This is a genomic window from Nonomuraea maheshkhaliensis, from assembly GCF_039529435.1.
Classification (GTDB): Bacteria; Actinomycetota; Actinomycetes; order Streptosporangiales; family Streptosporangiaceae; genus Nonomuraea; species Nonomuraea maheshkhaliensis.
This window is the reverse complement of record NZ_BAAAMU010000013.1, coordinates 23,044-44,641: the sequence shown is the minus strand read 5'-3', so window position 1 is coordinate 44,641 and position 21,598 is coordinate 23,044. Positions and strand designations below refer to the sequence as shown.

Annotated in this window: 25 protein-coding genes and 1 pseudogene; 14 read left to right on the top strand and 12 right to left on the bottom strand. The window is 71.5% G+C overall.

The features are described from left to right. Positions 1-62 precede the first annotated feature (62 nt). On the top strand, positions 63-620 hold the full coding sequence (locus ABFX54_RS11455; protein ID WP_346103955.1) for a dihydrofolate reductase family protein: 558 nt from the start codon (positions 63-65) through the stop codon (positions 618-620). 16 nt (positions 621-636) lie between these two features. Here the strand turns inward: ABFX54_RS11455 and ABFX54_RS11450 are convergent, their stop codons facing one another. Next, a complete protein-coding gene (locus tag ABFX54_RS11450) occupies positions 637-1,203 on the bottom strand; it encodes a TetR/AcrR family transcriptional regulator (RefSeq protein ID WP_346103953.1) in 567 nt (188 codons plus the stop codon). Positions 1,204-1,266: 63 nt separating this feature from the next. On the opposite strand from ABFX54_RS11450, the gene ABFX54_RS11445 reads away from it, so the two are divergent. Beyond that, on the top strand, positions 1,267-2,229 hold the full coding sequence (locus tag ABFX54_RS11445) for an SDR family NAD(P)-dependent oxidoreductase (RefSeq protein ID WP_346103951.1): 963 nt from the start codon (positions 1,267-1,269) through the stop codon (positions 2,227-2,229). 162 nt (positions 2,230-2,391) lie between these two features. After that, the gene (locus ABFX54_RS11440; RefSeq protein ID WP_346103949.1) at positions 2,392-2,751 is read left to right on the top strand and encodes a hypothetical protein; all 360 of its coding nucleotides are present in this window, start codon (positions 2,392-2,394) and stop codon (positions 2,749-2,751) included. Positions 2,752-2,781: 30 nt separating this feature from the next. Here the strand turns inward: ABFX54_RS11440 and ABFX54_RS11435 are convergent, their stop codons facing one another. Continuing rightward, positions 2,782-3,876 carry a saccharopine dehydrogenase NADP-binding domain-containing protein gene (locus ABFX54_RS11435; RefSeq protein ID WP_346103948.1) on the bottom strand — a complete coding sequence of 365 codons (1,095 nt, stop codon included), beginning with the start codon at positions 3,874-3,876 and terminating at the stop codon, positions 2,782-2,784. Between the two features lie 82 nt (positions 3,877-3,958). Here ABFX54_RS11435 and ABFX54_RS11430 point away from each other — a divergent pair, with 82 nt between their 5' ends. Continuing rightward, on the top strand, positions 3,959-4,525 hold the full coding sequence (locus ABFX54_RS11430; RefSeq protein WP_346103946.1) for a TetR/AcrR family transcriptional regulator: 567 nt from the start codon (positions 3,959-3,961) through the stop codon (positions 4,523-4,525). Positions 4,526-4,588: 63 nt separating this feature from the next. Beyond that, on the top strand, positions 4,589-5,713 hold the full coding sequence (locus ABFX54_RS11425) for a protein kinase family protein (protein ID WP_346103945.1): 1,125 nt from the start codon (positions 4,589-4,591) through the stop codon (positions 5,711-5,713). Here ABFX54_RS11425 and ABFX54_RS11420 read toward each other — a convergent pair. Beyond that, positions 5,652-6,161, bottom strand: coding sequence for a MarR family winged helix-turn-helix transcriptional regulator (locus ABFX54_RS11420; RefSeq protein ID WP_346103944.1), 510 nt, complete (start codon positions 6,159-6,161; stop codon positions 5,652-5,654). The genes ABFX54_RS11425 and ABFX54_RS11420 overlap by 62 nt on opposite strands. A gap of 108 nt (positions 6,162-6,269) precedes the next feature. On the opposite strand from ABFX54_RS11420, the gene ABFX54_RS11415 reads away from it, so the two are divergent. Genes ABFX54_RS11415 through ABFX54_RS11400 form a run of 4 tightly spaced genes read left to right on the top strand, consistent with a single transcriptional unit; the run spans position 6,270 to position 9,124 of the window. Then, complete coding sequence (locus ABFX54_RS11415; RefSeq protein WP_346103942.1) at positions 6,270-7,124, top strand: haloalkane dehalogenase; 855 nt, start codon at positions 6,270-6,272, stop codon at positions 7,122-7,124. 48 nt (positions 7,125-7,172) lie between these two features. Next, positions 7,173-8,078, top strand: coding sequence for an alpha/beta fold hydrolase (locus ABFX54_RS11410; RefSeq protein ID WP_346103940.1), 906 nt, complete (start codon positions 7,173-7,175; stop codon positions 8,076-8,078). 4 nt (positions 8,079-8,082) lie between these two features. Beyond that, positions 8,083-8,973, top strand: a complete 891-nt coding sequence (locus ABFX54_RS11405; RefSeq protein ID WP_346103939.1) for a MerR family transcriptional regulator — start codon at positions 8,083-8,085, stop codon at positions 8,971-8,973. A 28-nt stretch (positions 8,974-9,001) separates the two neighbouring features. Beyond that, positions 9,002-9,124, top strand: a complete 123-nt coding sequence (locus tag ABFX54_RS11400) for a hypothetical protein (protein WP_346103937.1) — start codon at positions 9,002-9,004, stop codon at positions 9,122-9,124. A gap of 174 nt (positions 9,125-9,298) precedes the next feature. Here the strand turns inward: ABFX54_RS11400 and ABFX54_RS11395 are convergent, their stop codons facing one another. Next, the gene (locus ABFX54_RS11395) at positions 9,299-9,904 is read right to left on the bottom strand and encodes a TetR/AcrR family transcriptional regulator (RefSeq protein WP_346103935.1); all 606 of its coding nucleotides are present in this window, start codon (positions 9,902-9,904) and stop codon (positions 9,299-9,301) included. 166 nt (positions 9,905-10,070) lie between these two features. Between ABFX54_RS11395 and ABFX54_RS11390 the strand changes: the two genes are divergently transcribed. Beyond that, on the top strand, positions 10,071-10,826 hold the full coding sequence (locus tag ABFX54_RS11390) for a DUF998 domain-containing protein (RefSeq protein WP_346103934.1): 756 nt from the start codon (positions 10,071-10,073) through the stop codon (positions 10,824-10,826). 39 nt (positions 10,827-10,865) lie between these two features. On the opposite strand, the gene ABFX54_RS11385 is transcribed toward ABFX54_RS11390, so the two are convergent. Further along, on the bottom strand, positions 10,866-11,450 hold the full coding sequence (locus ABFX54_RS11385) for a cysteine dioxygenase family protein (protein WP_346103932.1): 585 nt from the start codon (positions 11,448-11,450) through the stop codon (positions 10,866-10,868). After that, positions 11,447-12,106, bottom strand: coding sequence for a dihydrofolate reductase family protein (locus tag ABFX54_RS11380; protein ID WP_346103930.1), 660 nt, complete (start codon positions 12,104-12,106; stop codon positions 11,447-11,449). Before ABFX54_RS11380 ends, ABFX54_RS11385 begins: the two co-directional genes overlap by 4 nt. A gap of 102 nt (positions 12,107-12,208) precedes the next feature. Here ABFX54_RS11380 and ABFX54_RS11375 point away from each other — a divergent pair, with 102 nt between their 5' ends. Beyond that, positions 12,209-13,117: a LysR family transcriptional regulator gene (locus ABFX54_RS11375; RefSeq protein ID WP_346103929.1), complete on the top strand. Its 909-nt coding sequence runs from the start codon at positions 12,209-12,211 to the stop codon at positions 13,115-13,117. Between the two features lie 78 nt (positions 13,118-13,195). Here the strand turns inward: ABFX54_RS11375 and ABFX54_RS11370 are convergent, their stop codons facing one another. Beyond that, positions 13,196-14,671, bottom strand: coding sequence for a nitrilase-related carbon-nitrogen hydrolase (locus ABFX54_RS11370; protein ID WP_346103927.1), 1,476 nt, complete (start codon positions 14,669-14,671; stop codon positions 13,196-13,198). A 107-nt stretch (positions 14,672-14,778) separates the two neighbouring features. Between ABFX54_RS11370 and ABFX54_RS11365 the strand changes: the two genes are divergently transcribed. Continuing rightward, positions 14,779-15,765, top strand: coding sequence for an AraC family transcriptional regulator (locus tag ABFX54_RS11365; RefSeq protein WP_346103925.1), 987 nt, complete (start codon positions 14,779-14,781; stop codon positions 15,763-15,765). Positions 15,766-15,837: 72 nt separating this feature from the next. Here ABFX54_RS11365 and ABFX54_RS11360 read toward each other — a convergent pair whose 3' ends face one another. Next, positions 15,838-16,029 carry a hypothetical protein gene (locus tag ABFX54_RS11360; RefSeq protein ID WP_346103923.1) on the bottom strand — a complete coding sequence of 64 codons (192 nt, stop codon included), beginning with the start codon at positions 16,027-16,029 and terminating at the stop codon, positions 15,838-15,840. Between the two features lie 27 nt (positions 16,030-16,056). On the opposite strand from ABFX54_RS11360, the pseudogene tnpA reads away from it, so the two are divergent. Continuing rightward, positions 16,057-16,474 (top strand): annotated as a pseudogene (gene tnpA, locus ABFX54_RS11355) (IS200/IS605 family transposase). Positions 16,475-16,541: 67 nt separating this feature from the next. Here the strand turns inward: tnpA and ABFX54_RS11350 are convergent. Then, positions 16,542-17,795: an MFS transporter gene (locus ABFX54_RS11350; RefSeq protein WP_346103921.1), complete on the bottom strand. Its 1,254-nt coding sequence runs from the start codon at positions 17,793-17,795 to the stop codon at positions 16,542-16,544. 85 nt (positions 17,796-17,880) lie between these two features. Here ABFX54_RS11350 and ABFX54_RS11345 point away from each other — a divergent pair, with 85 nt between their 5' ends. Next, positions 17,881-18,321, top strand: a complete 441-nt coding sequence (locus ABFX54_RS11345; protein ID WP_346103919.1) for a winged helix-turn-helix transcriptional regulator — start codon at positions 17,881-17,883, stop codon at positions 18,319-18,321. A gap of 11 nt (positions 18,322-18,332) precedes the next feature. Here ABFX54_RS11345 and ABFX54_RS11340 read toward each other — a convergent pair whose 3' ends face one another. The 3 genes from ABFX54_RS11340 to abc-f all read right to left on the bottom strand — a co-directional run bounded on the left by ABFX54_RS11340 (position 18,333) and on the right by abc-f (position 21,525). Then, positions 18,333-19,193, bottom strand: a complete 861-nt coding sequence (locus ABFX54_RS11340) for a hypothetical protein (RefSeq protein ID WP_346103917.1) — start codon at positions 19,191-19,193, stop codon at positions 18,333-18,335. Further along, positions 19,186-19,785 carry an RNA polymerase sigma factor gene (locus ABFX54_RS11335; RefSeq protein ID WP_346103916.1) on the bottom strand — a complete coding sequence of 200 codons (600 nt, stop codon included), beginning with the start codon at positions 19,783-19,785 and terminating at the stop codon, positions 19,186-19,188. The genes ABFX54_RS11340 and ABFX54_RS11335 overlap by 8 nt, the downstream gene beginning before the upstream one ends. 72 nt (positions 19,786-19,857) lie before the next feature. Next, the gene (gene abc-f, locus ABFX54_RS11330) at positions 19,858-21,525 is read right to left on the bottom strand and encodes a ribosomal protection-like ABC-F family protein (RefSeq protein WP_346103914.1); all 1,668 of its coding nucleotides are present in this window, start codon (positions 21,523-21,525) and stop codon (positions 19,858-19,860) included. Positions 21,526-21,598 lie beyond the last annotated feature (73 nt).

The following is a 21,598-nucleotide window of genomic DNA, read 5'->3' as shown; positions in this document are numbered from 1 at the left end:
CGCTCTGCCGACAGGGTGAATCGCGGCAGGTCTCCACCTCTTCTCCCGAGCGGAGTCGCGATATGCGAAAGATGTTCTCCTTCATGGCGGTCAGCGCCGACGGGTACCACGCCGATCCCGACGGCGGGCTCGGCTGGCAGACCTTCGGGCCGGAGTTCAACGACTATTCGGTCGAGCAGCTCGACGAGGTCGACACGCTCGTGCTCGGCCGCACCACGTACACCGAAATGGCCGCGTACTGGACGGGAGATCTCGGCGCGAACTTCGACCGGCGCATCGCCGACCGGATGAACGGCCTGGCCAAGCTCGTCGTCTCCGACACGCTCGGCACGGTCTCGTGGGCGGGCTCTTCCATCGCGCTGACCTCGGTGGACGAGCTCGCGCAGGTCAAACGCGCCCCGGGCAAGGACATCGCGGTACTGGGCAGCTCCACGCTCACCGGCGCCCTGCTGCGCGCGAACCTCGTCGACGAGGTACGCCTGATGGTCAACCCGATCATCCTGGGCGGTGGCAGCAGGCTGTTCGCCGAGGCCGGGACGGTGCCGCTGGAGCTGGTCCGGGTGCGTCCGTTCCAGTCCGGCAACGTCCTGCTGTACTACCGCCCGCGGATCCGGCGATAGAGGCGGAAGCGTGGCTTCAGCGGAGCAGGAGATCGATGGCCACCTTGAGTCGTTCCAGGTAGGCCTCCCGTGAGGTGACCTGGTGCTTGAGGCCGATGGAGGTGCTGATCATCGTCTGGGCGAGAGCCGCCTCCCGGTCCGACTCGGTGGCGATCGCGTCGGTGATCAGTTCCTCGAAGCGTCGCCGCGGGGTCTCGATGACCTCTCCGAGCAGGTCGGGATTGTCGTCGATGACCACCGCGACGTCGCTCGTCAGCGGGCCGACGTAGCGGCCCGCCCAGTGGTCGAACGCCTCGACGAGACGGTCCCGAAGGGGTCTGCCGGGGTCGGCCAGGACGTCTTCGACCGCCGCGAGGTCGCGGTCCAGGGCCTGGCCGACCGCGGCGCGGAACAGGGTCTCCTTGGAGGAGAAGAGGAAGTAGAGGCCGGGCCTGGAGATGCGCGCCGCCCGGGCCACCTCCTCCATCGAGGTCTTCCGGTAACCGAAGCGGGCGAACGTGAGCATGGCGGAGTCCAGGACCGTGGCCCGGCGGCCGGTGTCGGCGGGTGCCGGCGACGGGTGATCGACTTCGGGGCTGCTCATGGGACGAGCATACGAGCAGTAGACTTACTAAACAAATATTGTCTGGTCTGTATAGTTGCGCCGGTGAGCACCCATCGATCACTCATCACCACGCCCTTCACCTCCACCAGCACCGCGGCCGACGTGCTGCGCGGCGCCGACCTGAGCGGCGTCCGCGCGATCGTGACCGGAGCCTCCTCCGGGATCGGGGCCGAGACGGCCCGCGCGCTGGCCAGCGCCGGAGCGGAAGTGATGCTCGCCGTCCGGAACACGACCGTTGGCGAAGCCGTCGCCGGGACGATCGCGGGGCCGGCCCGGGTCGCCCGGCTCGACCTCGCCGACCGGGCCGATGTCGCGCGCTTCGCCGCCGCCTGGCACGGCCCGCTGCACCTGCTGATCAACAACGCGGGCGTGGTCACCGGCGGCCTCGAACGCACGCGGGAGGGGTGGGAGCTGCAGTTCGCGACGAACCATCTCGGCCACTTCGCCCTGGCCGTCGGCCTGCACGACGCCCTCGCCCGGGGAGCGATCGACCGTGGCCGGGCCCGGATCGTGTCGGTCAGTTCGACCGCGCACATGCGTTCCGGCGTCGACTTCGGCGACCTCCACTTCGAACGCCGCCGCTACGACCCGCAGCTCGCCTACGCCCAGTCGAAGACGGCGAACTCCCTGTTCGCCGTCGAGGCGACCCGCCGGTGGGCGTCCGACGGCATCGTCGCCAACACGGTGAACCCCGGCGGGGTCGCGACCGGACTGCAGCGCAACTTCACCGCACAGCAGAAGGCGTCACTCGACGCGGCCGAGGCCGCCGGGATCTTCACCTACAAAACGGTCGAGCAGGGAGCCGCCACCAGCATCGTCGCGGCCGTCGCCCCGGAGTTCGCCCACTCCGGCGGCCACTATCTCGACGACGGGCAGGAGGCCTACACGGTGCCGAACGACGCCGACTTGGCGCAGCACCCGCACGGGGTGAAGGAATGGGCCCTCGACCCCGCCACCGCCAAACGCCTCTGGACGGTCTCCACCGAACTGCTCGGCACCACTTGAGGCGAGCTCGTCTGAGAAGACGGCAAGGGGTAGATGCCGCGAGGCGGGCCCAGGAGGGGCATTGCACCGCGGGTTGCGGCTTTTTGGCTCCTGTGCCCCAGGCGGGGTGGTGCGGTGAGAGGCGAAAGTCTCCGGAACTCGTTCAACGACAGGCTTGAAGTCATGGATGTCTGTGATGACGACCAGTCCGGAGTGAAGGACGCCTCGACCTCCACCGCCGTCTCGCGGCGGGAACTGCTGAACCGGGAGCACGCCGGCGCGGCGATCGTGCCGGCCGTCGGGGTGCCGGTCGGCGCGGTCAGCATCTACCTGGCCGCCAGCCTGCTGCCGACCGCGGTGGCCGACCTCGGCGGAGCCGGCTTCTACGCGTGGAACATGACGATCTACCTCGTCGCGATGGTGATCGCGACGATGCTGGTCAGCCGCTTCCTTCCGGTACGTGCTTTTCGGGTTCGCGATCGTCTGCGCGGTCGGGGCCGTCACCGCTTGTGCGGCGGCACGTACCGGCTCTCGGTGATCTAGGCCAGAGCCGGGGCGAAAAGTGCTCCCTGGTCAGAGGCGCGTGCCGGCGGGGGAGTCGGGGATGAGGTAGTCGGCGCCGCACGCCTCGGCGAGCGACGGACCGAACAGGGCGGCCGGGGTGTGCGCGCCCGGCCTGCCCTCGCCGGCCAGCAGGCGGCGGGCCACCTCGGCGGCCACCGCCGCGGTGAAGGACATCGCCTCGCCGGCGCGCAGCCAGCCCTCGCGGGTGACCCCGTCCGGCCAGTGCACGACCGCGTGGCCCCAGGAGTGCTCCCGCGGCTGCTCCCCGGGCTTGGTGGTGAGCGCGGCCAGCCGCCGCCGGGCGAACTCGCGTACCGGACCGATCGCGAGCAGGGCGGTCGCGGCCGGGAGGATCGCGCGGGCGACCGGTGAGGACGGAGCCTCGCTCGACGCCGAGACGACGTCCGGGGCGCCGCTCGCGCGCTGGGCCGCCATCAGCTCGCCGAGCGGCATGCCCGCCGCGACGACCGTCGAGCCGTCGGGCAGCGTCAGCTCGACCGCGTCGGTGCCGAGGCGGGCCGGCGCCAGGCGTCCGCCCCGGTAACGGCGCCCCTGGTAGCGGCCGCCTCCCTCCACACCGGGCAGGCCCTCGACGAGGGAGCCGGCCAGCGCCTCGCCCGTGACGCCGCCTTCGAGGGCGATCGAGGGGATCATGTCGGTCCGTACCCGGTCGGGGGTTCCGCGCCCTTCGCACAACTTGACGACCACGCTCTCGGTGGCGGCGACGCCGAAGCCTGCGCCGGTGACGACCGTACGGCCGGCGGCCGCGGCCTGATCGCCCAGCCCGAGCGTGGTCGCGAACGAGGCCAGGTCGTTGGCCAGGTCGAGATAGTGACCGGCCGGCAGACAGGCGTGCACCAGGGGCTCGGCGGTCCGGGTGAACGGGCCGACCGTGTTGACCACCACGGGCGGACGCTGCCGCCGGATCTCCGCCGCCATCGCCTCGACGTCGCCGGCCACGACCGTGCGTCCCGCGCCGGCCGCCTCGGCCAGCCGGGCGGCGTCTCGCCCGACCAGTGTGGGCTCGATGCCCTTCCGGCGGAGTTCCGCCGCTATCGCCCGGCCGGTACGCCCAGCGCCGCCCAGGATCCAGACTTCGCTCATTCCGTCACTCTCCCTAGTGATGACATCACGTGTCATCACTGTAGCCGTCATGACGTGTCGTGTCATCACTACACTTGATCGGGTGAGCAGATGGGCACCGGACGCACGGGAGCGTCTTCAGCGGGCGGCCATGGAACTCTTCGCCGAGCAGGGCTTCGCCGCGACCACCGTCCCCGAGATCACCGCCAGGGCGGGCCTGACCACCCGCACCTTTCACCGGCATTTCGCCGACAAACGCGAGGTTCTCTTCGGCGACGACGCCCGGGTGCCCGAGTTCGTGGCGGTGCTGATGGAGAGTTTTCCACCGTCCGCCGAGCCGATCACGCTGATCGTGGAGGGTCTGCGCCTGCTCATCGAGGAGCGCTTCGAGGGGCGAAAAGAAGCCCTGCGCGCCCGGCGCGACCTGGTCCGATCGGACGACGGCCTGCGGGAGCGGGACCTGCACAAGCGGGCGGTCATGGCCGAGGCGCTGCGGAGCGGGTTCCTGTCCAGGGGGATCGAGCCCACGCGGGCGGCGCTGCTGGCCGAGACCGGAGTGACCCTCATGTACGTCTCGGTGGCGGAGTGGCTGGACCGGGAGGATGATCGCAAGCTCTACGACGTCCTGCTCACGACTCTGGAGAAGATGCGCGCCGAGCTGGCCCAGTAGAGTCTCCCTCCGCATGCGAAGCCGATCACCAAGGATGGCTGCCCGTTGAGAACGCCGCCCGACATGTCCCGAAGTGCCCGCGTCCGCCGCCACGACGAGGTCGCGAGCACGTTGGCCTCGTACGGTGACCGGCGGCTCGGCGAGGCGCTGGAGCGGGCGCGGCCCCTGGGCGCGGGGATCGGTGGCACGTCGGTGCTGCTGGACGTCGGCGGCGTGCCCGTCTTCGCCAAGCGGATCCCGCTGACCGACCTGGAGCGCCGCGCGGGCAACGAGCGGTCCACCGCGAACCTGTTCGGCATGCCCGCGTTCTGCCAGTACGGGCTCACCGCCTTCGGCAGCGCCGGCTTCGGCGCCTGGCGTGAACTCGCGGCCGGCGAGATGACGACCGAGTGGGTCCTGACCGGGCGCAGCGCGGCCTTTCCGCTGCTCTATCACTGGCGGGTGCTGCCGGGCGCGCCGCCACCGGCCGACGAGCACGCCGACGTCGAGGCGGCCGTGCGTTACTGGGAGTGTTCAGCGGCCGTACGGGAGCGTCTGCACGCCCTCGCAGCTGCCTCGGCCTCGATCGTGCTGTTCCAGGAGTTCATCCCGCAGCGCCTCGACACCTGGCTCGCCGCGCAAGTCGCCGCCGGCCGGGACGCCGCGACGGCGGCGGGCGCCATGATCGAGTCGTGCCTGCTCGCCGACGTGACCTTCATGAACAACGAGGGGCTGATGCACTTCGACGGCCACTTCGCCAACCTGCTCGCCGACGGCGAACGCCTGTATCTCGCGGACTTCGGGCTGGCGACCTCCTCCCGCTTCGACCTGTCCGAGCAGGAGATCGACTTCCTGGGACGCAACCGCACCCACGACGCCGGGTATGCGCTGATGCGGCTGGTCAACTGGCTCGTCACCGCCTTCTGCGGGGTGACGGCGCCGCCGGAGCGCAACGACTTCGTGCGCGCGTGCGCGGCCGGCGCGGATCCGGCCGGCGCCCCGCCGAGCCTGGCCGGGGCGATCAGCCGGTACGCGCCCGTGGCGGCGCTCATGAACGACTTCTACTGGGACCTGTACGGCACTAGCAGGACGACGCCGTTCCCGGACGATCGGATCGAACACGCCATGGAGGTGGCGGCCGGCGTCGTCAGGACCCCGGGGCCGGAGGGCGGGGCGCCCGCTGGGAGTGGTGGTCCAGCAGGCGGGTGAGCAACCGCACGAACTGGTCGCGTTCGGCGGGCGACAGGGGAGCGAGCAGCTCGTCTTGGAGATCGTCCAGGATCCGGTCGAGGCGGCGCAGCTGACGGCGGCCCTCGGCGGTGATCGTGATGACGTTGCGGCGGCGGTCGTCGGGGTCCAGAGCCCGCTCGACGAAGCCGCGCTCGGCCAGTTCGTTGAGTACGCCGACCATGTCGCTGCGGTAGATGCCGGTACGCCGGCTCAGCGTCGCCTGGCTGCCCGGGCCGAACTCCTGCAACGAGGCGAGCACGGCGTAGTGCCACCTGCGGGCGTCGATCCGGGCCAGGCCGTCGTTCGTCAGCCGGTCCGACTGCGCGGCCACGCCTGACAGCAGGCGACCGGCCAGCCGGCGCAGCCGTTCCGGCGTCTTCGTCTCGCTGTCGGGCGGCATGTGCGCCGCGTCGGCTCCGCTGCTCATGGCGCTGATCTTACCTGGTTGCGTTAGTCGGACTAACGATGTACGTTCGTTCGTGCGATAAACGTTAGTTGGACGAACGTTAGCTCCACGAATGAAGGAATGCCTCTCATGCCCACGATCGACGTTCTCGGTTCGACGATGCACTACGAGGAGCGCGGCAACGGTCCTGCCATCGTCTTCCTGCACGGCAACCCGTCCTCCTCGCACATGTGGCGCAAGGTGCTGCCGCTGATCGGGGACGGACGGCTGATCGCCCCCGACCTGATCGGCATGGGCCGCTCGGGCAAGCCCGCCTGCGGCTACCGGTTCGCCGACCACGCCCGCTACCTCGACGCGTTCTTCGACGCGCTCGGCCTGGAGGAGGTCGTGCTCGTCGGCCACGACTGGGGCGGCTCGCTCGCCTTCGACTGGGCGGCCGGGCATCCCGATCGGGTGCGCGGTGTGGCCTTCTTCGAGGCGATCGTGCGTCCGGTCGCCTCGGCCGAGCTGTCCGAGCAGGCCCGCGCTCGTACGGTGAAGTTGCGCGGTGCTGAGGGCGAGTCCCTGATGCTCGACTCGACCTTCCTCATCGACACCGCTTACACCGGTGGCGTGCTGAACCCGCTCAGCGAGGAAGAACTCACCCCTTACCGGGCGCCGTACCCGACCCGGGAGAGCCGCCGTCCGCTGATGAACTGGGCTCGCTCGATCCCGGTCGACGGCGACCCCGCCGACGTGGCCGCCAGGATCGACGCGTACGGCACCTGGCTGGCCGTCAGCCAGGACGTCCCCAAGCTGCTGCTGACCTTCGACTCCTCACCCACGCTGCTGGTGACCCCGGAACTCGCCGCGTGGTGCAAGGACAACATCGCCGGCCTCCAGGTCGAACACCTCGGTCCGGCCGGTCACCACGCCGGCGAGGACCAGCCCGAGCCGATCGCCGCCGCCGTCTCCGCTTGGCTGGACCGTCAGCACCTCCGATGAGGCCGTGGGCTTGACCCTGACGTAGGGTCAACCTCTCAGCATGGGTCCATGACCGAGCGGAACAGCGCGACCGAGATCGCGCGGGCGTACGACGAGGGAAATCGGGGAAGCGACGGGAGGATGCGGCGGTTCACGATCGAGCACGACGGCGTCACCATCCCGGTGTCGCGCGGCGGCCGGGGGCGGCCGCTGGTGCTGTGCCCGGGGCTGAGCTCGACCCAGGCGAGCCTGCGCGAGCTGGCCGGGCTGCTGCGGCGCGACCACGACGTGGTGACCTTCGACCTGCGCGGCCACGGCCTCGCCTCGGCGGCGGACCGGTACTCGTTCGACGACTTCCTCGGCGATCTCACCGCGGTGATGGCCGCGGTGAAGGCCGACGTGACGGCCGAGACAGGAGGCCGCGACCTGCCGGGGCGCCGCGAACCGGCGGCGGAGCCCGTGCTGGTCGGCTACTCGCTGGGCGCCGACCTGGCCGTGCACTACGCGTCCGAGCATCCTGACGCCGTCGCCGGGCTGGTGCTCATCGACGGGGCTAACCCCGTGCCGGAGCCGTTCGTCACCGAGGCCGTCCTGCCGGAGTTCCGCACGATGTGGGCGGAGCAGGCGGCGCTGCAGGAGGCCGAGCGGGGCACCGAGCGCCAGGTGCTGCTCACCGCGGAGCAGCTCGCCGGCCTGAACGTCGAGATCGACGTGATCAGGTCCGGCATCCTCGACCGGTACCGGAAGATCGACCGTCCCATCAGCATGATCATGTCGACGTCCATGGCCGGCGACGACGCGGGCGAACACGCGCGCCGGTTCAACCGTAACTGGCGGGCCGGCGTCGAACGGCTCGTCCGCGAGCGGCCGGACACCACCACGACCTGGCTCGAAGCGGACCACCGGCTGGTCTTCACCCATGCCGAGGAGATCGCTCGCCTCCTCGGGTACGCGCCGGAGCAGCCAGGAGGATGATGCCATGCTGACCATCGGCGAGCTGGCGTCGTACGCCGGAGTGACGGTGCGCGCGGTGCGGCACTATCACGCCAAGGGGCTGCTGCCGGAGCCGGACCGGGACCACTCCGGCTACCGCAGGTACGACGCCGGCGCGGTGGTCGAGCTGATCAGGATCAGGACGCTGGCCGAGGCGGGAGTGCCCCTGGCCCGCGTACGTGAGCTGCTGCGGGCCGGCGAGGAGGAGTTCGCCGCGGCCGTCGCGGACATCGACCGGCGGCTGCGAGACGAGATCAGGGAACGGCAGCGGCACCGTGAACAGATCGCCCGGCTCTCCTCCGGGGACGGCCTGGCGCTGCCGCCCGAGGTGGTCGCCTATCTCGACCGGCTCAGGGAGCTCGGGGTGGACGAGCGGATCGTCCGGGCCGAGCGGGACGGCTGGATCCCGCTGGCCGCGCGGTCGCCCGAGCGGGTCGGGGAGTGGATGGCGCGCAAGCACGAGCAACTCGCCGACCCGCGCCTCGTCGCCTTCTACCTCACCCTGAGCCGGGCCCTCGACCGGCCGGAGCTCCCGGACCAGGCTCTCGACCCGGCCCGCGACCAGGCCGAGCCTCCGGGCCGGGCCGACAGCCCGGCAGGGTCCCCGAGCCGGGCCGATTCCCCGAGCGGGGCCGACGACGACCCGCGGCTGGTCGAGCTCGCCGACGAGCTGGCCGCCTACATCACGCGGATGGCCGACGAGCAGGGCGAAGACTATGTGGACGACACCGGCATGGAGCCGCCGCTCACCCCCTTGATGGACGCGCTGGCCTTCGACACCGTCCCGCCCGCACGCCGGCTGACCGAGCTGCTGAGACAGCGCGGCTGGACAGGCTGGACCAAGCTCGAACGCCTGCCCCCACCACAGCCCGAGTAGCGCGCAGGGCGGGTGTCAGAGCCGCCTGTTGTCTGCGACGGTCGCTCCGCACGCGGACGGCCGGCCCGAAGATGAGTGGGTCCATCTGGTGCTGGGCCGGCTCAACGTCGTCCAGGCGGCGCTGACCCCGCTCGGCAAAGCGGAGGCATGAGGTGCGTCCCCGCCTCTCCCTGTCCGACACCGTCGACGCCGCTGTTACGGTGACGGGATCGTCGCGCTCGTATGACGCGGGCAAAGCCGGGGTGCTGGTGGAACGGTCCCGGCGATTCCTGCGCGGGAGGTGTCGCCACGAGCTGCATGACCGGTAGTGGCCGCTCGCGAGTCTTCACCCGGATGCGCTCTGGTCTCTGGCCTCGTGGTAGCGCGCCCAGCCTTCGTCGAGAAGCCGGAACCCTGCATCGATGGTTGATTCCGGACGTGCCTCGTGGGTGGCGCTGAGCTGGATCTGCAGGGCGAAACGGACGTAGAAGCGGATCTCGTCGGTCGGCTCGGTGTGCCCGAGCTCTTTGGCGATCGCGGCAACGAGGGCGCCCTCATGGCGGAACCACATCTTCTCCGCGTAATCGATCAGGGCCGGTGTCTCTTCCATGAGGGTGAGGATCTGGCGTTGGGGCCCGGACCTCATCGCGGCGATCTCGGAGAGGTAGTGCGCCTTCAGCGCGTCGGAGATCGTCGTCCCCGGCGCACGGCCGCTGACCGCGGCCACGAGGCGCTCATGCCGTTCGTCCTCGTCGCTGAAGACGAGCGCCTCCTTCTGCGGGAAATGCGTGAAGACCGTCTTGGGTGAGACGTCCGCCTTGTCGGCGATCTCGCGAACGCTGACCCCGTCGAAGCCGCGCTCGAGAAAGAGCGTCGTTGCCGCGTCCAAGATCGCCGCCCGCGTTGCGGCCTTCTTGCGTTCCCGCCGTCCCACGGCCGTTCCGTCAACCATGACCAGATCCTACCGGCGCCGGACTCCAACTACATTGACGGTAAAAGTAGTCTCGGTATAGTAAGTGTGCGAGTGAAGTTATCGGGTGGCCGGGATCCCCACGCTGCGCCGACTCGGCACGAACCCGCCCCGGCGCCCAGCGCCATCACCGGAAAGGACCATTACCATGGCCGGTAACATCGACGCGTTCTCGAGCCTCGAACGAAACGAACCCGCGAACGACGCGAAGCCTGAAGCGCTCGTCCCCGACGCGCGCCGGCCTTGGCCGCACCGAACCGCGGCAGCCCTGCTCATCACGGGGCCGATGATCTTCTTGCTCGCCGAGTTCATCGCCGCCGCGGCATGGACGGACCCGCCCTACAGCTACACCTACCACTTCATCAGCAATCTCGGAGTCCACGGGCCCTCGACACTGTTCGGGCAGCAAATGTACTCACCGCTGGCATGGGTGATGAACACCGGCTTCTTCCTGTTCGGGATCACGATTCTGGCCGGTGTGGCCGTGCTGCGCGGTCTGCCCGGCCGGCACCGCTGGGCAGCGCTTGCGCCCGCGACGCTGCTGGCCGCCGGCGGCGTCCTGCTGGGAATGTTTCCCGGATCCGGCGAGGCGATGAACGACGGCACCGGCGACTTCCATGCCCTGGGCGCCCTGGCAGGCTTCGTCGGCGGCAACGTCCTGGCCATCGCGCTCGGGAGCATGCACCGACGCGTCGGGCTCTCCCTGAAACTCGGGCGGACGCTGGTCACGGTCGGCGCGATCGGCCTGGTCTCGATGGTGGCCTACTTCGCCGACCTCATCTCCGGGGCCAACATCCTCGTCGGCCTCATCGAACGCGGCGCCGTCCATCCGTTCCTGCTCGGCCTCAGCTGCGCGGGAGTCGCCCTCTGGCAGGGGTGCAGCCGTCCCTCAGCGACCGGCTGAGCCGGGTTGTTCACTGCCCGCCCCGCCCGGCGGGGCGCGTCAGTCGCCGGGCACGCCGTCCCAGCCGGAGACGAACCAGGTGACCTCGCCGGTGGCGGGATCGTACGCCCGCCGTCTGATCGCGGCGATGTCGCCACCGTAGACGTGGATCCCGATCGTGGGGACGGCGCCGACGGCCTCGACGGCGTGGACATCGTCGTCGGTGGTGCAGCAGACGGTGACCTGGCCCGGCACCCACACCGTCTCGCCGGCCGGCGTCAGCGGCCCGGCGGGGGCGGACCCGGTCGGCTTGAGGTAGCGGACCTCGTGCTCGGCCCCCGCGTAGACGCCGGCCACGCCCCAGGTCTCGTGCGAGTGCACGCCGGTCCGCTGGCCCACGTCCCAGACGACCGACGCCAGCGGCCAGCTTCCGTCGGCGGCGATGTGCAGCGGGTACGTCAGGTGGCGCTCCGTGGACGCGCGCGTCAGCTCGGGCGGGAGCCGGTAGCCGGCGGCCAGCAGCGCGGACAGCCGTTCGGCGACCCGGGCGGTGATCTCGTGCTCGTCGCCGGCAGTGCTCACCACAAGGTCCACGTCGTCGATGAAGGCCCGCATCAGACCGCTCTCCCGCGCGAGGCTCTTCACGATGACGCGCCTCGCAGGACCCGGTACTTCAGGTGGGTGACGCCGGCCCCCTCGACGGCCCTGATCTGCTCCAGCCGCACGTCCGCACCCGCGAGGCCGTCCAGCAGGCGGGAGCCGCCGCCGAGCAGGACCGGGACGACGTGCAGTTCGAGCTCGTCCAGCAGCCCCGCCGCAAGGTACTGGCGGGCGACGTCCCCGCCGCCCCACAGCATGACGTCCTTGCCGTCCGCGGCCTTCTTGGCCTGGTCGAGGGCGGATTCGAGGCCGTCGGTGACGAAGTGGTACGTGGTCCCGCCGCGCATCTCCACCGGCTCGCGCGAGTGGTGCGTGATCACGAACACGGGGTAGTGGTACGGCGGTTCGTCACCCCACCAGCCCTTCCACGCCCCGTCGCCCCACGGGCCGCCGCCGATGGGGCCGAACATGTTCCGGCCCATGATCCCGGCGCCGAGGTTCGCGATCGTCTCCTCGAAGACCCGCGTGCTGGCCGTCACCTCGCCGCCCTGCTCGCCGTGGGCGTCGCGGAAGGCCGCCAGCGGAACGACCCAGTCGTGCAGCCGTTCGCCGCCCTCGCCGAGCGGGTTCTCCTCGCTCTGGTCGGGGCCGGCGACGTATCCGTCCAGCGAGATCGAGATGTGGCACCTGAGCTTGCTCAACACGTTTCCCCTTCGTACGGCGTCCTCACCAGAGAGCATGGCCGGGCGATGAGATGACGTCTAATGCCAAGTCTTCGACGGACCCATTGATATCTTTGATCGATGCTGAACCTGGTGCATCTCAAGGTTCTGGCGGCGGTGGCACGGCACGGGTCGGTGACCGAGGCCGCGAAGGAGCTGCACTACTCGCAGCCGTCGGTGAGCCATCACCTGTCCCGCCTCGAAGCGGCCACCGGCGTCAAGCTCGTCCAGCGGGCCGGACGCGGCATCCGGCTGACCCCGGAAGGGCGGCTGCTGGCCAACCGGGCCTCCGAGATCGTCGGGCGGGTCGACGCGGCGGCCATCGAGCTGGCGGCGCAGGCCGGGCTGCGGGCGGGCCGGGTGCGCCTGGCCGCCAACGCCTCGCCGCTGAGCACGATCGTGCCGGCGGCGGCCGTCGCCCTGGCCGAGGCGCACCCGGGGCTGGAGCTGATCCTGATCGAGCGTCACCAGGTCGAGGCGCTGCAGCTGTTACGGGCCGGCGAGATCGACGTGGCGCTCGTCTTCCGCCACGCCGACGCCCCGGGGGAGGAGGAGGGGTTCCGGCTCGTCCACATCGGCTACGACCCGATCTACCTGGTCAGCCGGCAACCTGATGACAGCATCGCCAACCATCGCCTCTCGGCGTGGATCGGCGGCTGCGAACGCTGCCAGGAGGAGCTGGTCACCCTGTGCCGGCAGGAGGGCTTCACGCCGCGCATCGGATCGCTCAGCGACGACATGGTGGTCGTGCAGGCTCTCGTCGCCGCGGGCAAGGGCGTCACCACCCTGCCGGGTCTCGCGCTGCGTGCCCACCGCCGGCCCGACATCCACACCACCGAGCTGGCCGGGTTCACCCGCCGGCTCTACGCCGTCACGTACGGCGATCCTCCCGACCCGCCCGCCACCGTCGCGCTGATCCAGGCCCTCGCGGACGCCGCGCCCCCGGAGGCGCGGCCTGGCGGGCCCGCCGGGACCCCGTTAGAGTCGTGATCACGAAGTCGCAGGAGCGGATGATCACGGCCGGGCACCGGCTCGGCAGGCGGCTGGGGCTGCTCGTGCGGAGCCAGCTCAAGAAGGGCGATTGACGCCCCGCCGTACGGGCCGCGCCGCGCCCAGCACGATCGCGCCGAGCGTCAGCGCCACGCACGCCCAGGCGAACACGTCTCCGACGACCCGGTAAGGCGTGGACGTCCCGCGCGCCGGAACGTCCACAAGCCACGGCAGGTTGTCGCCGGGAGTGGTGTCCTGCTGCGACAGCACCCGCCCCTGGAAGTCGAAGGCCTGCGAGGAGCCGTTGAAGTCCTGCCGGACCAGCGCGTAGCCGTTCTCGATCGCCCGCAGGCTCGCCATCTTGGTGTGGATGCGCCCCATCTGCGGCCAGTCGCCGCCGGGCACGAGCATGATGTCCGCCGCGAAGTGCATCATCGCGGGGAAGTCCGCGTCGTAGCAGATCACGTTCGACAGGCGTCCGTACGGCGTCTCGACCACGGGCGCGGGACCCGTGCCCGGCTCGTAGCTCTCCAGCCCGGGGATGGGATGGCGCTTCTGGTACGTCCACAGCACCTTCCCGTCCGGCCCGACGAGCACGGTCTGGTCGCGGCCGTAGGGCGCGTCCGGCAGATAGACGTTGGCCGCGACGGAGAGGTAGATGCCCAACTGCCGGGCGAGCGCGGTGACCTGGGCGAGGAAGGCCGGTTCGTCCTCGGCGCGCACCTTGGCGGCGTTCTCCGACCAGAACACGATCTTCGCGCCCGCCTGCGCCGCCTTCCTGGTGTCGTCGAACAGCTGCCCGCTGATCACCTCGGAGGCCGCCCGCACCGTGCTCACGCCGGCGCGCGAGACGCCCGCGAGGTCGGTGGGCGCGGTGCCGAGCAGCCGTCCGGCCGCCTCTAGCGAGGCCCCGGACGGATTGATGCCCGCGACGCGCACGGTCGGCGCGCTGGGCGCGGGCGCGAACGCGAGCCTGGCCTGCCCGCCCACGAGCACCGCCGCCAGCAACCCGGCGACCGCGAGCGCCGGCCGGAACCCGCCGTTCTCCCACAGGTGGTTGGCGGCGGTCGCGACCACGCCCATGAGGAACGCGACCGCGTACGGCCCCGCCACCGAGAGCAGCTGGAGCAGCGCCAGGTTCTCGTGCTGGGTGACGGCCAGCAGCCCGTACGCGGTCCCGAACGGGTTGAAACTGCCCAGCAGGAACTCCACCGCGGTCAGCGCGGCCGGGAAGGCGAGCAGCCGGACGAGCGGCCCGACCCGCTCGTGCAGCAGCCGGTCCACGGCGAACGGCACCAGCGTGGCCGATCCCAGGGCGAACACGCCGGCGAACGTCAGCGGGGTCAGCGGGACGGCCAGCTGCACCGTCCAGAACAGGGCGCCCGCCACGCCCACCAGCCAGGCCAGGATCAGCCCCGTCAGGGGGCGTCCCGTGCGGAGGAACCTGAGCAGGAAGACCAGGAAGAGCCACGCGGCCAGCGGCAGGTCCCACCGGCCGCCGACGGCGAACAACTGCAGGAGCAGGCCAAGGGCGAACCAGACATATCTAGGCATGGTGGGAAACGTAGGGTTTCGTTCGAGGGGTTCCGAGTACCGTGCCGAGCGGATCTCATGACCGCCGCGCGCATCCCGTACCAGGCGGGGGCCGGTAGGCTGCCCCGGTGGGCGGGTCGACGCAGCCGGGCGACGTGGTGCGGCGGCTGGTGCGCGCCGGCGAGCGGCGGGGGCTCGACGTGGCCTCGCTGCTGCGCCGCAGCGGCATCCCGGCCGACGCGCTGGGCCGGCTCGGCGGCGGTTGCGTGAGCCACACCCAGCTGTCCGAGCTGACCCAGGAGCTGTGGATCCTGACCGGCGACGAGCTCTTCGGGATCGGGCCGCCGCTCCCGCTCGGCTCGTTCCGGCTCATGATGCGCTCGCTCATCCACGCACCGGACCTCGGCGCTGCGCTGCGCCGGCTGGCGGAGGCCGGCGAGGTGCTCGGCGCGCCCCGGCTGCGGGTGGCGGAGCGTCCGCCGCTGGTCGTCGTCGAGATCGACCCGCGCCGCCTCGACGACCCCGACCACCTGGCCGCCGAGCTGCTGGCCACGGTGATCCACCGCATGCTCGGCTGGGTCACCGGACGGCGCATCGCGCTGCGCGAGCTGACCCTGCCCTGGCCCGCCCCCGCCTACGCCGCCGACTACGAAGGCGTCTTCGGCCGGCATCCGGTGTTCGACGCCGACCGGCTCACCCTCGCCTTCGACCACGCCCTGCTCAGTGCCCCGCTGATCCGCGACGAACAGCAGCTCGCCGACTACCTCGCCGACCAGCCCAACGTCTGGTTCGCCACGCGGGACTACGGCTCGTCCACCGCCGACCGCGTCCGCAAGATCCTCGAACGCGGGCTGCGCGGCCACTGGCCGGCCCCCGGTGACATCGCCGCCCAGCTCGCCATGAGCACCCAGCACCTGCGCCGGCTGCTGCGGGCCGAGCACACCTCGATCGGGCAGATAAAGGAGGACCTGCTGCGCGACGCGGCCATCGCCAGCCTGCGGCGTGGTGACGAGACGGTCGAGGAGCTGGCCAGGCGGCTGGGCTTCTCCGAGGCGAGCGCCTTCCGCCGCGCCTTCCGCCGGTGGACGGGCCGGCCGCCGGGCGCGTACCGCTAAGAAGGGGGGCTCTCTACACCGCAGGCGCCTCGGTGGCGAAGATCGCTCTGGCGCCCGTGCTGACGCTGATCATCATCGCGGCCGGCTGGCGTGCCGGGCGATCTGGTCGTAGGTGCGCTGTTCGCGTCCCGAGGGGCGAGTCCTGCTGGGCCGGGCCGCGCGCTGACGGGCCGGCTCCTTCTCCAGGATCGCGGACTGCTCGCAGGTCAGCTCCAGACGGGCTTTATGCCCGCGCTGCCGTTTGACCAACTCCCGCCCGCCCATGACCAAATCCTACCGATCTAACATGTTATGGCCGAAAACAGCGGGATAAGAGCCGGCAGAAACTGTGTTTCCTGCTGCACGCCCACTTGGTTTTCGTGACCAAACTCCGGCACCAGGTGTTCACCGGCACCCACCTGACCCGCATGGAAGAGATCAGGCAAAACGTGTGCGCGGACTTCGAAACCGAACTGACCGAGTTCAACGGCGCAGACAACCACGTCCACCTGCTGGTCAACGCCCCGCCCAAGGTCGCCCTGCCCAAGCTGGTCAACTCACTGAAAGGGGTGACGTCCCGGCGGATGCGCCAAGAATTCCGCGACCTGGCCACCCACTACTACCGAACCAGCAGACCGTGGTCCGGCTCGTACTTCGCGGGAAGCGCAGGGGCCCTCCGCTGTTGTCGAGCGTGCGCCAGTACATCGAGCAGCAAAACCGCCCGGCCTGACCACAGCGACGCCGCTCCGCCCGGCAGCGAACGGCTGTTCCCGCCCCACTACGCGGGACAGTCCGCTTCACCCCCGGCCTGAAGACCGCAGCACTGCAGACAGATCCGGTAGCGCCCGGCCGGCGATCCAGACGGTCAGCGCGCAGGCCGCGTACCCGGCGCCGAGGAGGCTGGAGCCCGCCCAGCCGTGAGCGGCGAAGACGGCAGTGGTCGTCGCCGCGCCCAGGGCGGAGCCGAGGGAGTAGAAGACCATGTAGCCGCCGACGACGGTGCTGGTGCGGTCCGGATGCGCGGCGGTGAGCAGGTGCTGGTTGCTCACGTGCACGGCCTGGACCGCGAGGTCGAGCAGCACGATCCCGGCGACGAGCGCCCACAGTGCCGCCGGGAGTTGCGCGGTGGCCGCCCACGACAGGACGAGCAGGGTGAGCGCGAGCCCGGTGACCGGGCCCGCCCGGCCCGCGTCCGCCCACCGTCCCGCGCGGGCCGCGCCCAGCGCGCCGGCCAGCCCGGCGAGGCCGAGCAGCCCGATCCGGCTCTCGCTCAGCTGCCATGGAGGGCCCGCCAGCGGCAGGGACAGACCACTCCACAGGGTGCCGAAGGACGCGAAGAGGAAGAAGGCGATGAGCCCGCGCGTCAGGAAGAGCCGCCGCGTGAACAGCGCGCCGAGTCCGGCGACGGCCTGGCGGTATCCGGCGGTCCGGCCGGGACGCTCCTCCCTCGGCAAGGCGGTCCGGCCGGGGCACTCCTCCTTCGGCAGAGCGATCCGGCCGAGGCGCTCCTCCTTCGGCAGGGCGGCCAGGACGACGACGGCCAGGCCGAGCGCCGGCACCGCGAGCACGGCGTACACGCTCCGCCAGCCCCAGAGGTCGGCGAGCGCACCGGTGACGACCCGCGCGCCCAGGATGCCGGCCACGACGCCCGAGGTCACGACCCCGATGTTGCGCCCGCGTTCGGCCGGCGGGGAGATCGAGGCGGCGTAGGCCACCGTGATCTGCACCACGACCGCGAACACCCCGGCCGCCGCGAGCCCCGCGAACGCCACCCACGCGACCGGCGCCGACGCTGTCATGATCAGGCCCGCCGAGGTGAGCACCAGGTGCGCGGCGATGAGCCGCCGTCTGTCGAGCAAGTCCCCGAGCGGCACCAGCAGCACCAGCCCGGCCAGGTAGCCGAGCTGGCCGGTCGCCACGATCCAGCCGGTCAGTTCCGCCGGAACGCCGAGCTCGCGTCCCATCGGCTCCAGCACCGGCTGCGCCGCGTAGACGCTCGCCACCGCGACACCGCACACCACCGCGAGCAGCCACCGCCGCCTCCCGTCCATCGCTTCCCCCGATCAGTAGCAGATTGCAACTGTTTCGACCGTAGGACATAATGGTTTTAATTCGCAACCGATCGGGAGAGAGCTCATGGAACGCGAGTGGACCGACCCCGAGTGCCCCGTGGCCCGGGCGCTCGACCTCGTCGGCGACCGGTGGAGCCTGCTCGTCGTGCGCGACGCGATGGACGGGGCGCGCACGTTCACCGAGTTCCAGCGGCGTACCGGCATCGCCCGCAACATCCTGACCGACCGCCTGCGCCGGCTCACCGCGGCCGGGCTCCTCGCCCAGCGCACCGCGCCGTCGGGCCGGCGGCAGGAATACGCGCTCACCGACGCCGGCCGCGACCTGTTCCCGGTGATCCTCACCCTGCGGCAGTGGGGGGAACGCCACGCCTTCGCGCCGGGGGAGAGCCACTCCACCCTCGTCGACCAGCACGGCGTCCCCGTACCCGAACTCACGCCGACCGGCGCCGACGGGGCCCGCCTCGACACCGCCACCACCCGCGTGCGCAAGGTGGGGACAGACTGAAGCGGGCGTCGTCAGTTCCCGTGGACGGGGTTCCTCGCCACCCGCTTCTCCGACACCAGCAGGCGCACCGCACCCAGCCGGAAGGGTTCGGCGGCCCACACGATCCAGTGCCCGCCCACCTCGGCCGACTGCTTTCCTGGGTTCATCGAGAAGCCGTTCCCGTCGGGGGCGGGTTCGATGATCTGGAAGGTCACCTCCAGGCCGCGCTCGCGCGTCTCGGCCAGGACCTCGGCGACGGTGCGCCCGTCCGGGTCGTACCCCTCAAGAGCCTCGCCCTTCGCGCCGGCCGTCGCGTTGTTCTCGTACGGCTCCGCGGCCCTGGCGGGGCGGCCCAGGTAGAGTACGCCCCTGCCGCTGAAGCCCTTGCTGACGGTGACGGTCAGGGCGCAGCCGGGACGGCCGTACGAGCACCCCTCCGGTTCCAGACCGCCACCAATGCGGTCCTTCTCGGTCGTACCGGAGAAGCCGAGCCGGAAGACCTTGCCGACCCCGGACGGGGAGGCGGGCCGCAGGTCCAGGGCGACGTCCAGGCCCAGGGCCCGGAACGCCTCGGTGTAGCGGGCGTGGTCGGCGAAGGGATCCTTGATCGTGGCGACGTACTCGTCCCCGCGCAGCTCGATGGCGATGGCGGAGTTGGCGTAGGCGGTGGGAAGGCCGTACCCGCTGATCAGCGCCGGGCCCAGGACGGCCACGGCGGTCAGCGCGGCGGCGGCGAGCAGGCCGGTGACCACGACGGCCCCGCGGCGCCCGCGCCCGGCCGGGGGCACGGCGGCCATGGCCGTCAGCAGCCGCTCTTCCTGGGCGATCAGGGCGTCCGGTGTGGGGAGCGGCACTTCGCGGCGGAGCCGGACGAGCTCGGACATCTCATTCATGGACGGGCTCCTCGCTGATGATCCTCATGGGATTGACTCCTCCGAGCTCCCGGCGCAGCTTTCCCCGCGCCCGGTTGATGCGCGACCGCACGGTTCCGAGGCGTACGTCCAGCGCCCGCGCGACCTCCGGATAGGTCAGGCCGGCCCAGGCGACCAGGAGCAGCGCGTCCCGATGGCCCTGGGGCAGCGTCGCCAGCGCCCCCGCCAGGCGGTGGCGGGCGGCCTCGGCGCTGACCCGGTCGTCGCTGCGGTCGGTGAAGGGAGCCGTCACCGGGTCGACGCCCGTTCGTGCCAGGACCCGGAGCTGGTGCACCTCCGTACGCCGGTGGCGGCCGATCAGGTTGGTGGCGATGCCGTACAGCCAGGGGCGGGCGTCCGGGCGGCTCAGGTCGTAGCGGCCACGCTCCCGGAACGCGGTCAGGAACGTCTCCGCCACCACGTCGTCGGCGGCGTCCACTCCCAGCCTTCTGGTGACGTACCGGGTGATGTCGGGCGCATGACGGCGGAAGAGCGCGGCGAACGCCTCCGGTTCGCGCAAGGAGCGCTCGACGTGGGAGGCGTCATCGCCGTCCGCCTGGCTCATGCCGCTCATGTCGTGGCCTTTCGGCGAAATATCAGCACAGCAGTTGTTGCCAGGCCGAAGGCCCACGGTTCCCGATTCTCGTCAGCAGCGCACGGGGAGAGGGCCGGCCGTGATCCGGCGGGTCGCTTCACCCGCGTCGAGCTCCAGGTGGGAGCCGGTGAAGGCGGCCCGCAGGCGGCGGTCGTGGGTGACCATGACGAGCGCGCCCCGGTAGACGCTCAGCGCCTGCTCCAGGTCGTCCATCAGGCCGGGGGACAGGTGGTTGGTGGGTTCGTCGAGGAGCAGCAGGTCGGCCGGCTCGCTGACCACGCGGGCGAGTTCGAGCCTGCGGCGCAGGCCGGGGGAGAGGGTCGCGACCGGCGCGTCGAGCTGAGCGGCGCGGAACAGGCCCAGCGCGAGCAGCGCGTCGGCGTGCCCGTCCTGATCTCCCGGCCGCCCGGCCGCGAACGCCTCCAGCACCGTGCCCGCCCCGTACGCCGGCCCGTCGTCCTGACGTAGGTGCCCCACGCGCGGCCTCCCGCGGACCGTGCCGGAGTCAGGGGTGAGCTCGCCGGCCAGCACGCGCAGGAGCGTGGTCTTGCCCGCCCCGTTCGGACCGGTGACCAGCAGCCGGGCTCCCGGTTCGACGCGCAGCGACTCGACCCGCAGGCGTTCGCCCACCCGCACCTCCGTCAGTTCCACGAGAGGGCCCGTGGTGACGTCGGCCGCGATGCGGGCGGCGAAGCGCAGCGGCCGCGGAGGCGGCGGAACCGGGGTCAGGTGGAGCCGGCGCAGTCGTTCACGAGCACCGCGGATCCTGCTCATCGCCCCGTGCGCCCGCGATCGGGCGCGGAAGGCGCCCGCCCCGCTGAAGGCGGCCGGCGCCTTGCGCGGGATGACGGCCAGCCGTTGCGCGTGCACGTCGGCCAGGCCCTCCGCGCGGGTCACCTCGGCGCGCCACTCCTCGTGCTCACGCGCCCAGCGCGCCCTGGCCGCCGACTTGGCCGCCAGGAAGCCGGCGTAGCCGTTGCCGTAACGGCGCACGGCACGCAGGTCGCCGTCCACCTCCACGATGGCGGAGGTGACCCGTTCCAGGAACAGCCGGTCGTGCGTGACCGCGACCAGGGTGCCCCGGTGCGCGCGCAGGTGCTGCTCCAGCCAGGCCACGGCCTGGTCGTCGAGGTCGTTGGTGGGTTCGTCGAGCAGCAGCACCTCGGGGGCCGCGGCCAGGGTCGCCGCCAGCGCCAGCCGGGATCTCTGCCCGCCCGAGAGGGTGCCGAGCGGGCGAGTGCGGTCCAGGCCCGGCAGGCCGAGCGCGTCCAGCATGATCTCGACCCGGGTGCCGGCCCGGTACCCGTCGCGGGCCTCGAACCGGGCGACCAGGTCGGCGTAGTCGTCCAGTTCGGCGGGCGTGGCGTCACCCAGGCCGAGCTCGGCCTCCCCTATCCGGCGTTCCAGCTCACGCAGGTCCGCGAGCGCGAGGTCGACGGCTTCGCCGGCGGTCGCGGTGAGGGGCAGGTCCAGCGTCTGGGCCAGGTAGCCGACGCCGCCGGGCGTCGCGAGGTCGGCGGCGCCGTTGTCGGGCCGGCAGCGTCCGGCGAGCAGGCGCAGCAGGGTGGACTTGCCGGAGCCGTTGTCGCCGATCACGCCGACCTTCTCGCCGGGCTTGACCGTGAGCGAGACCTCGTTGAGCACGATCGTGTCGTCGTACCGTTTGGTGACGCCGGACAGGATGAGCCGGGTGCCGGACGAAGGAGGGCCGATGCGCATGAAACTCCCGATGGATGGACTACGAGACGATCCGTCTCGTCTCGCTGTAAGGAGGACGATAGCCGTCCGTGCC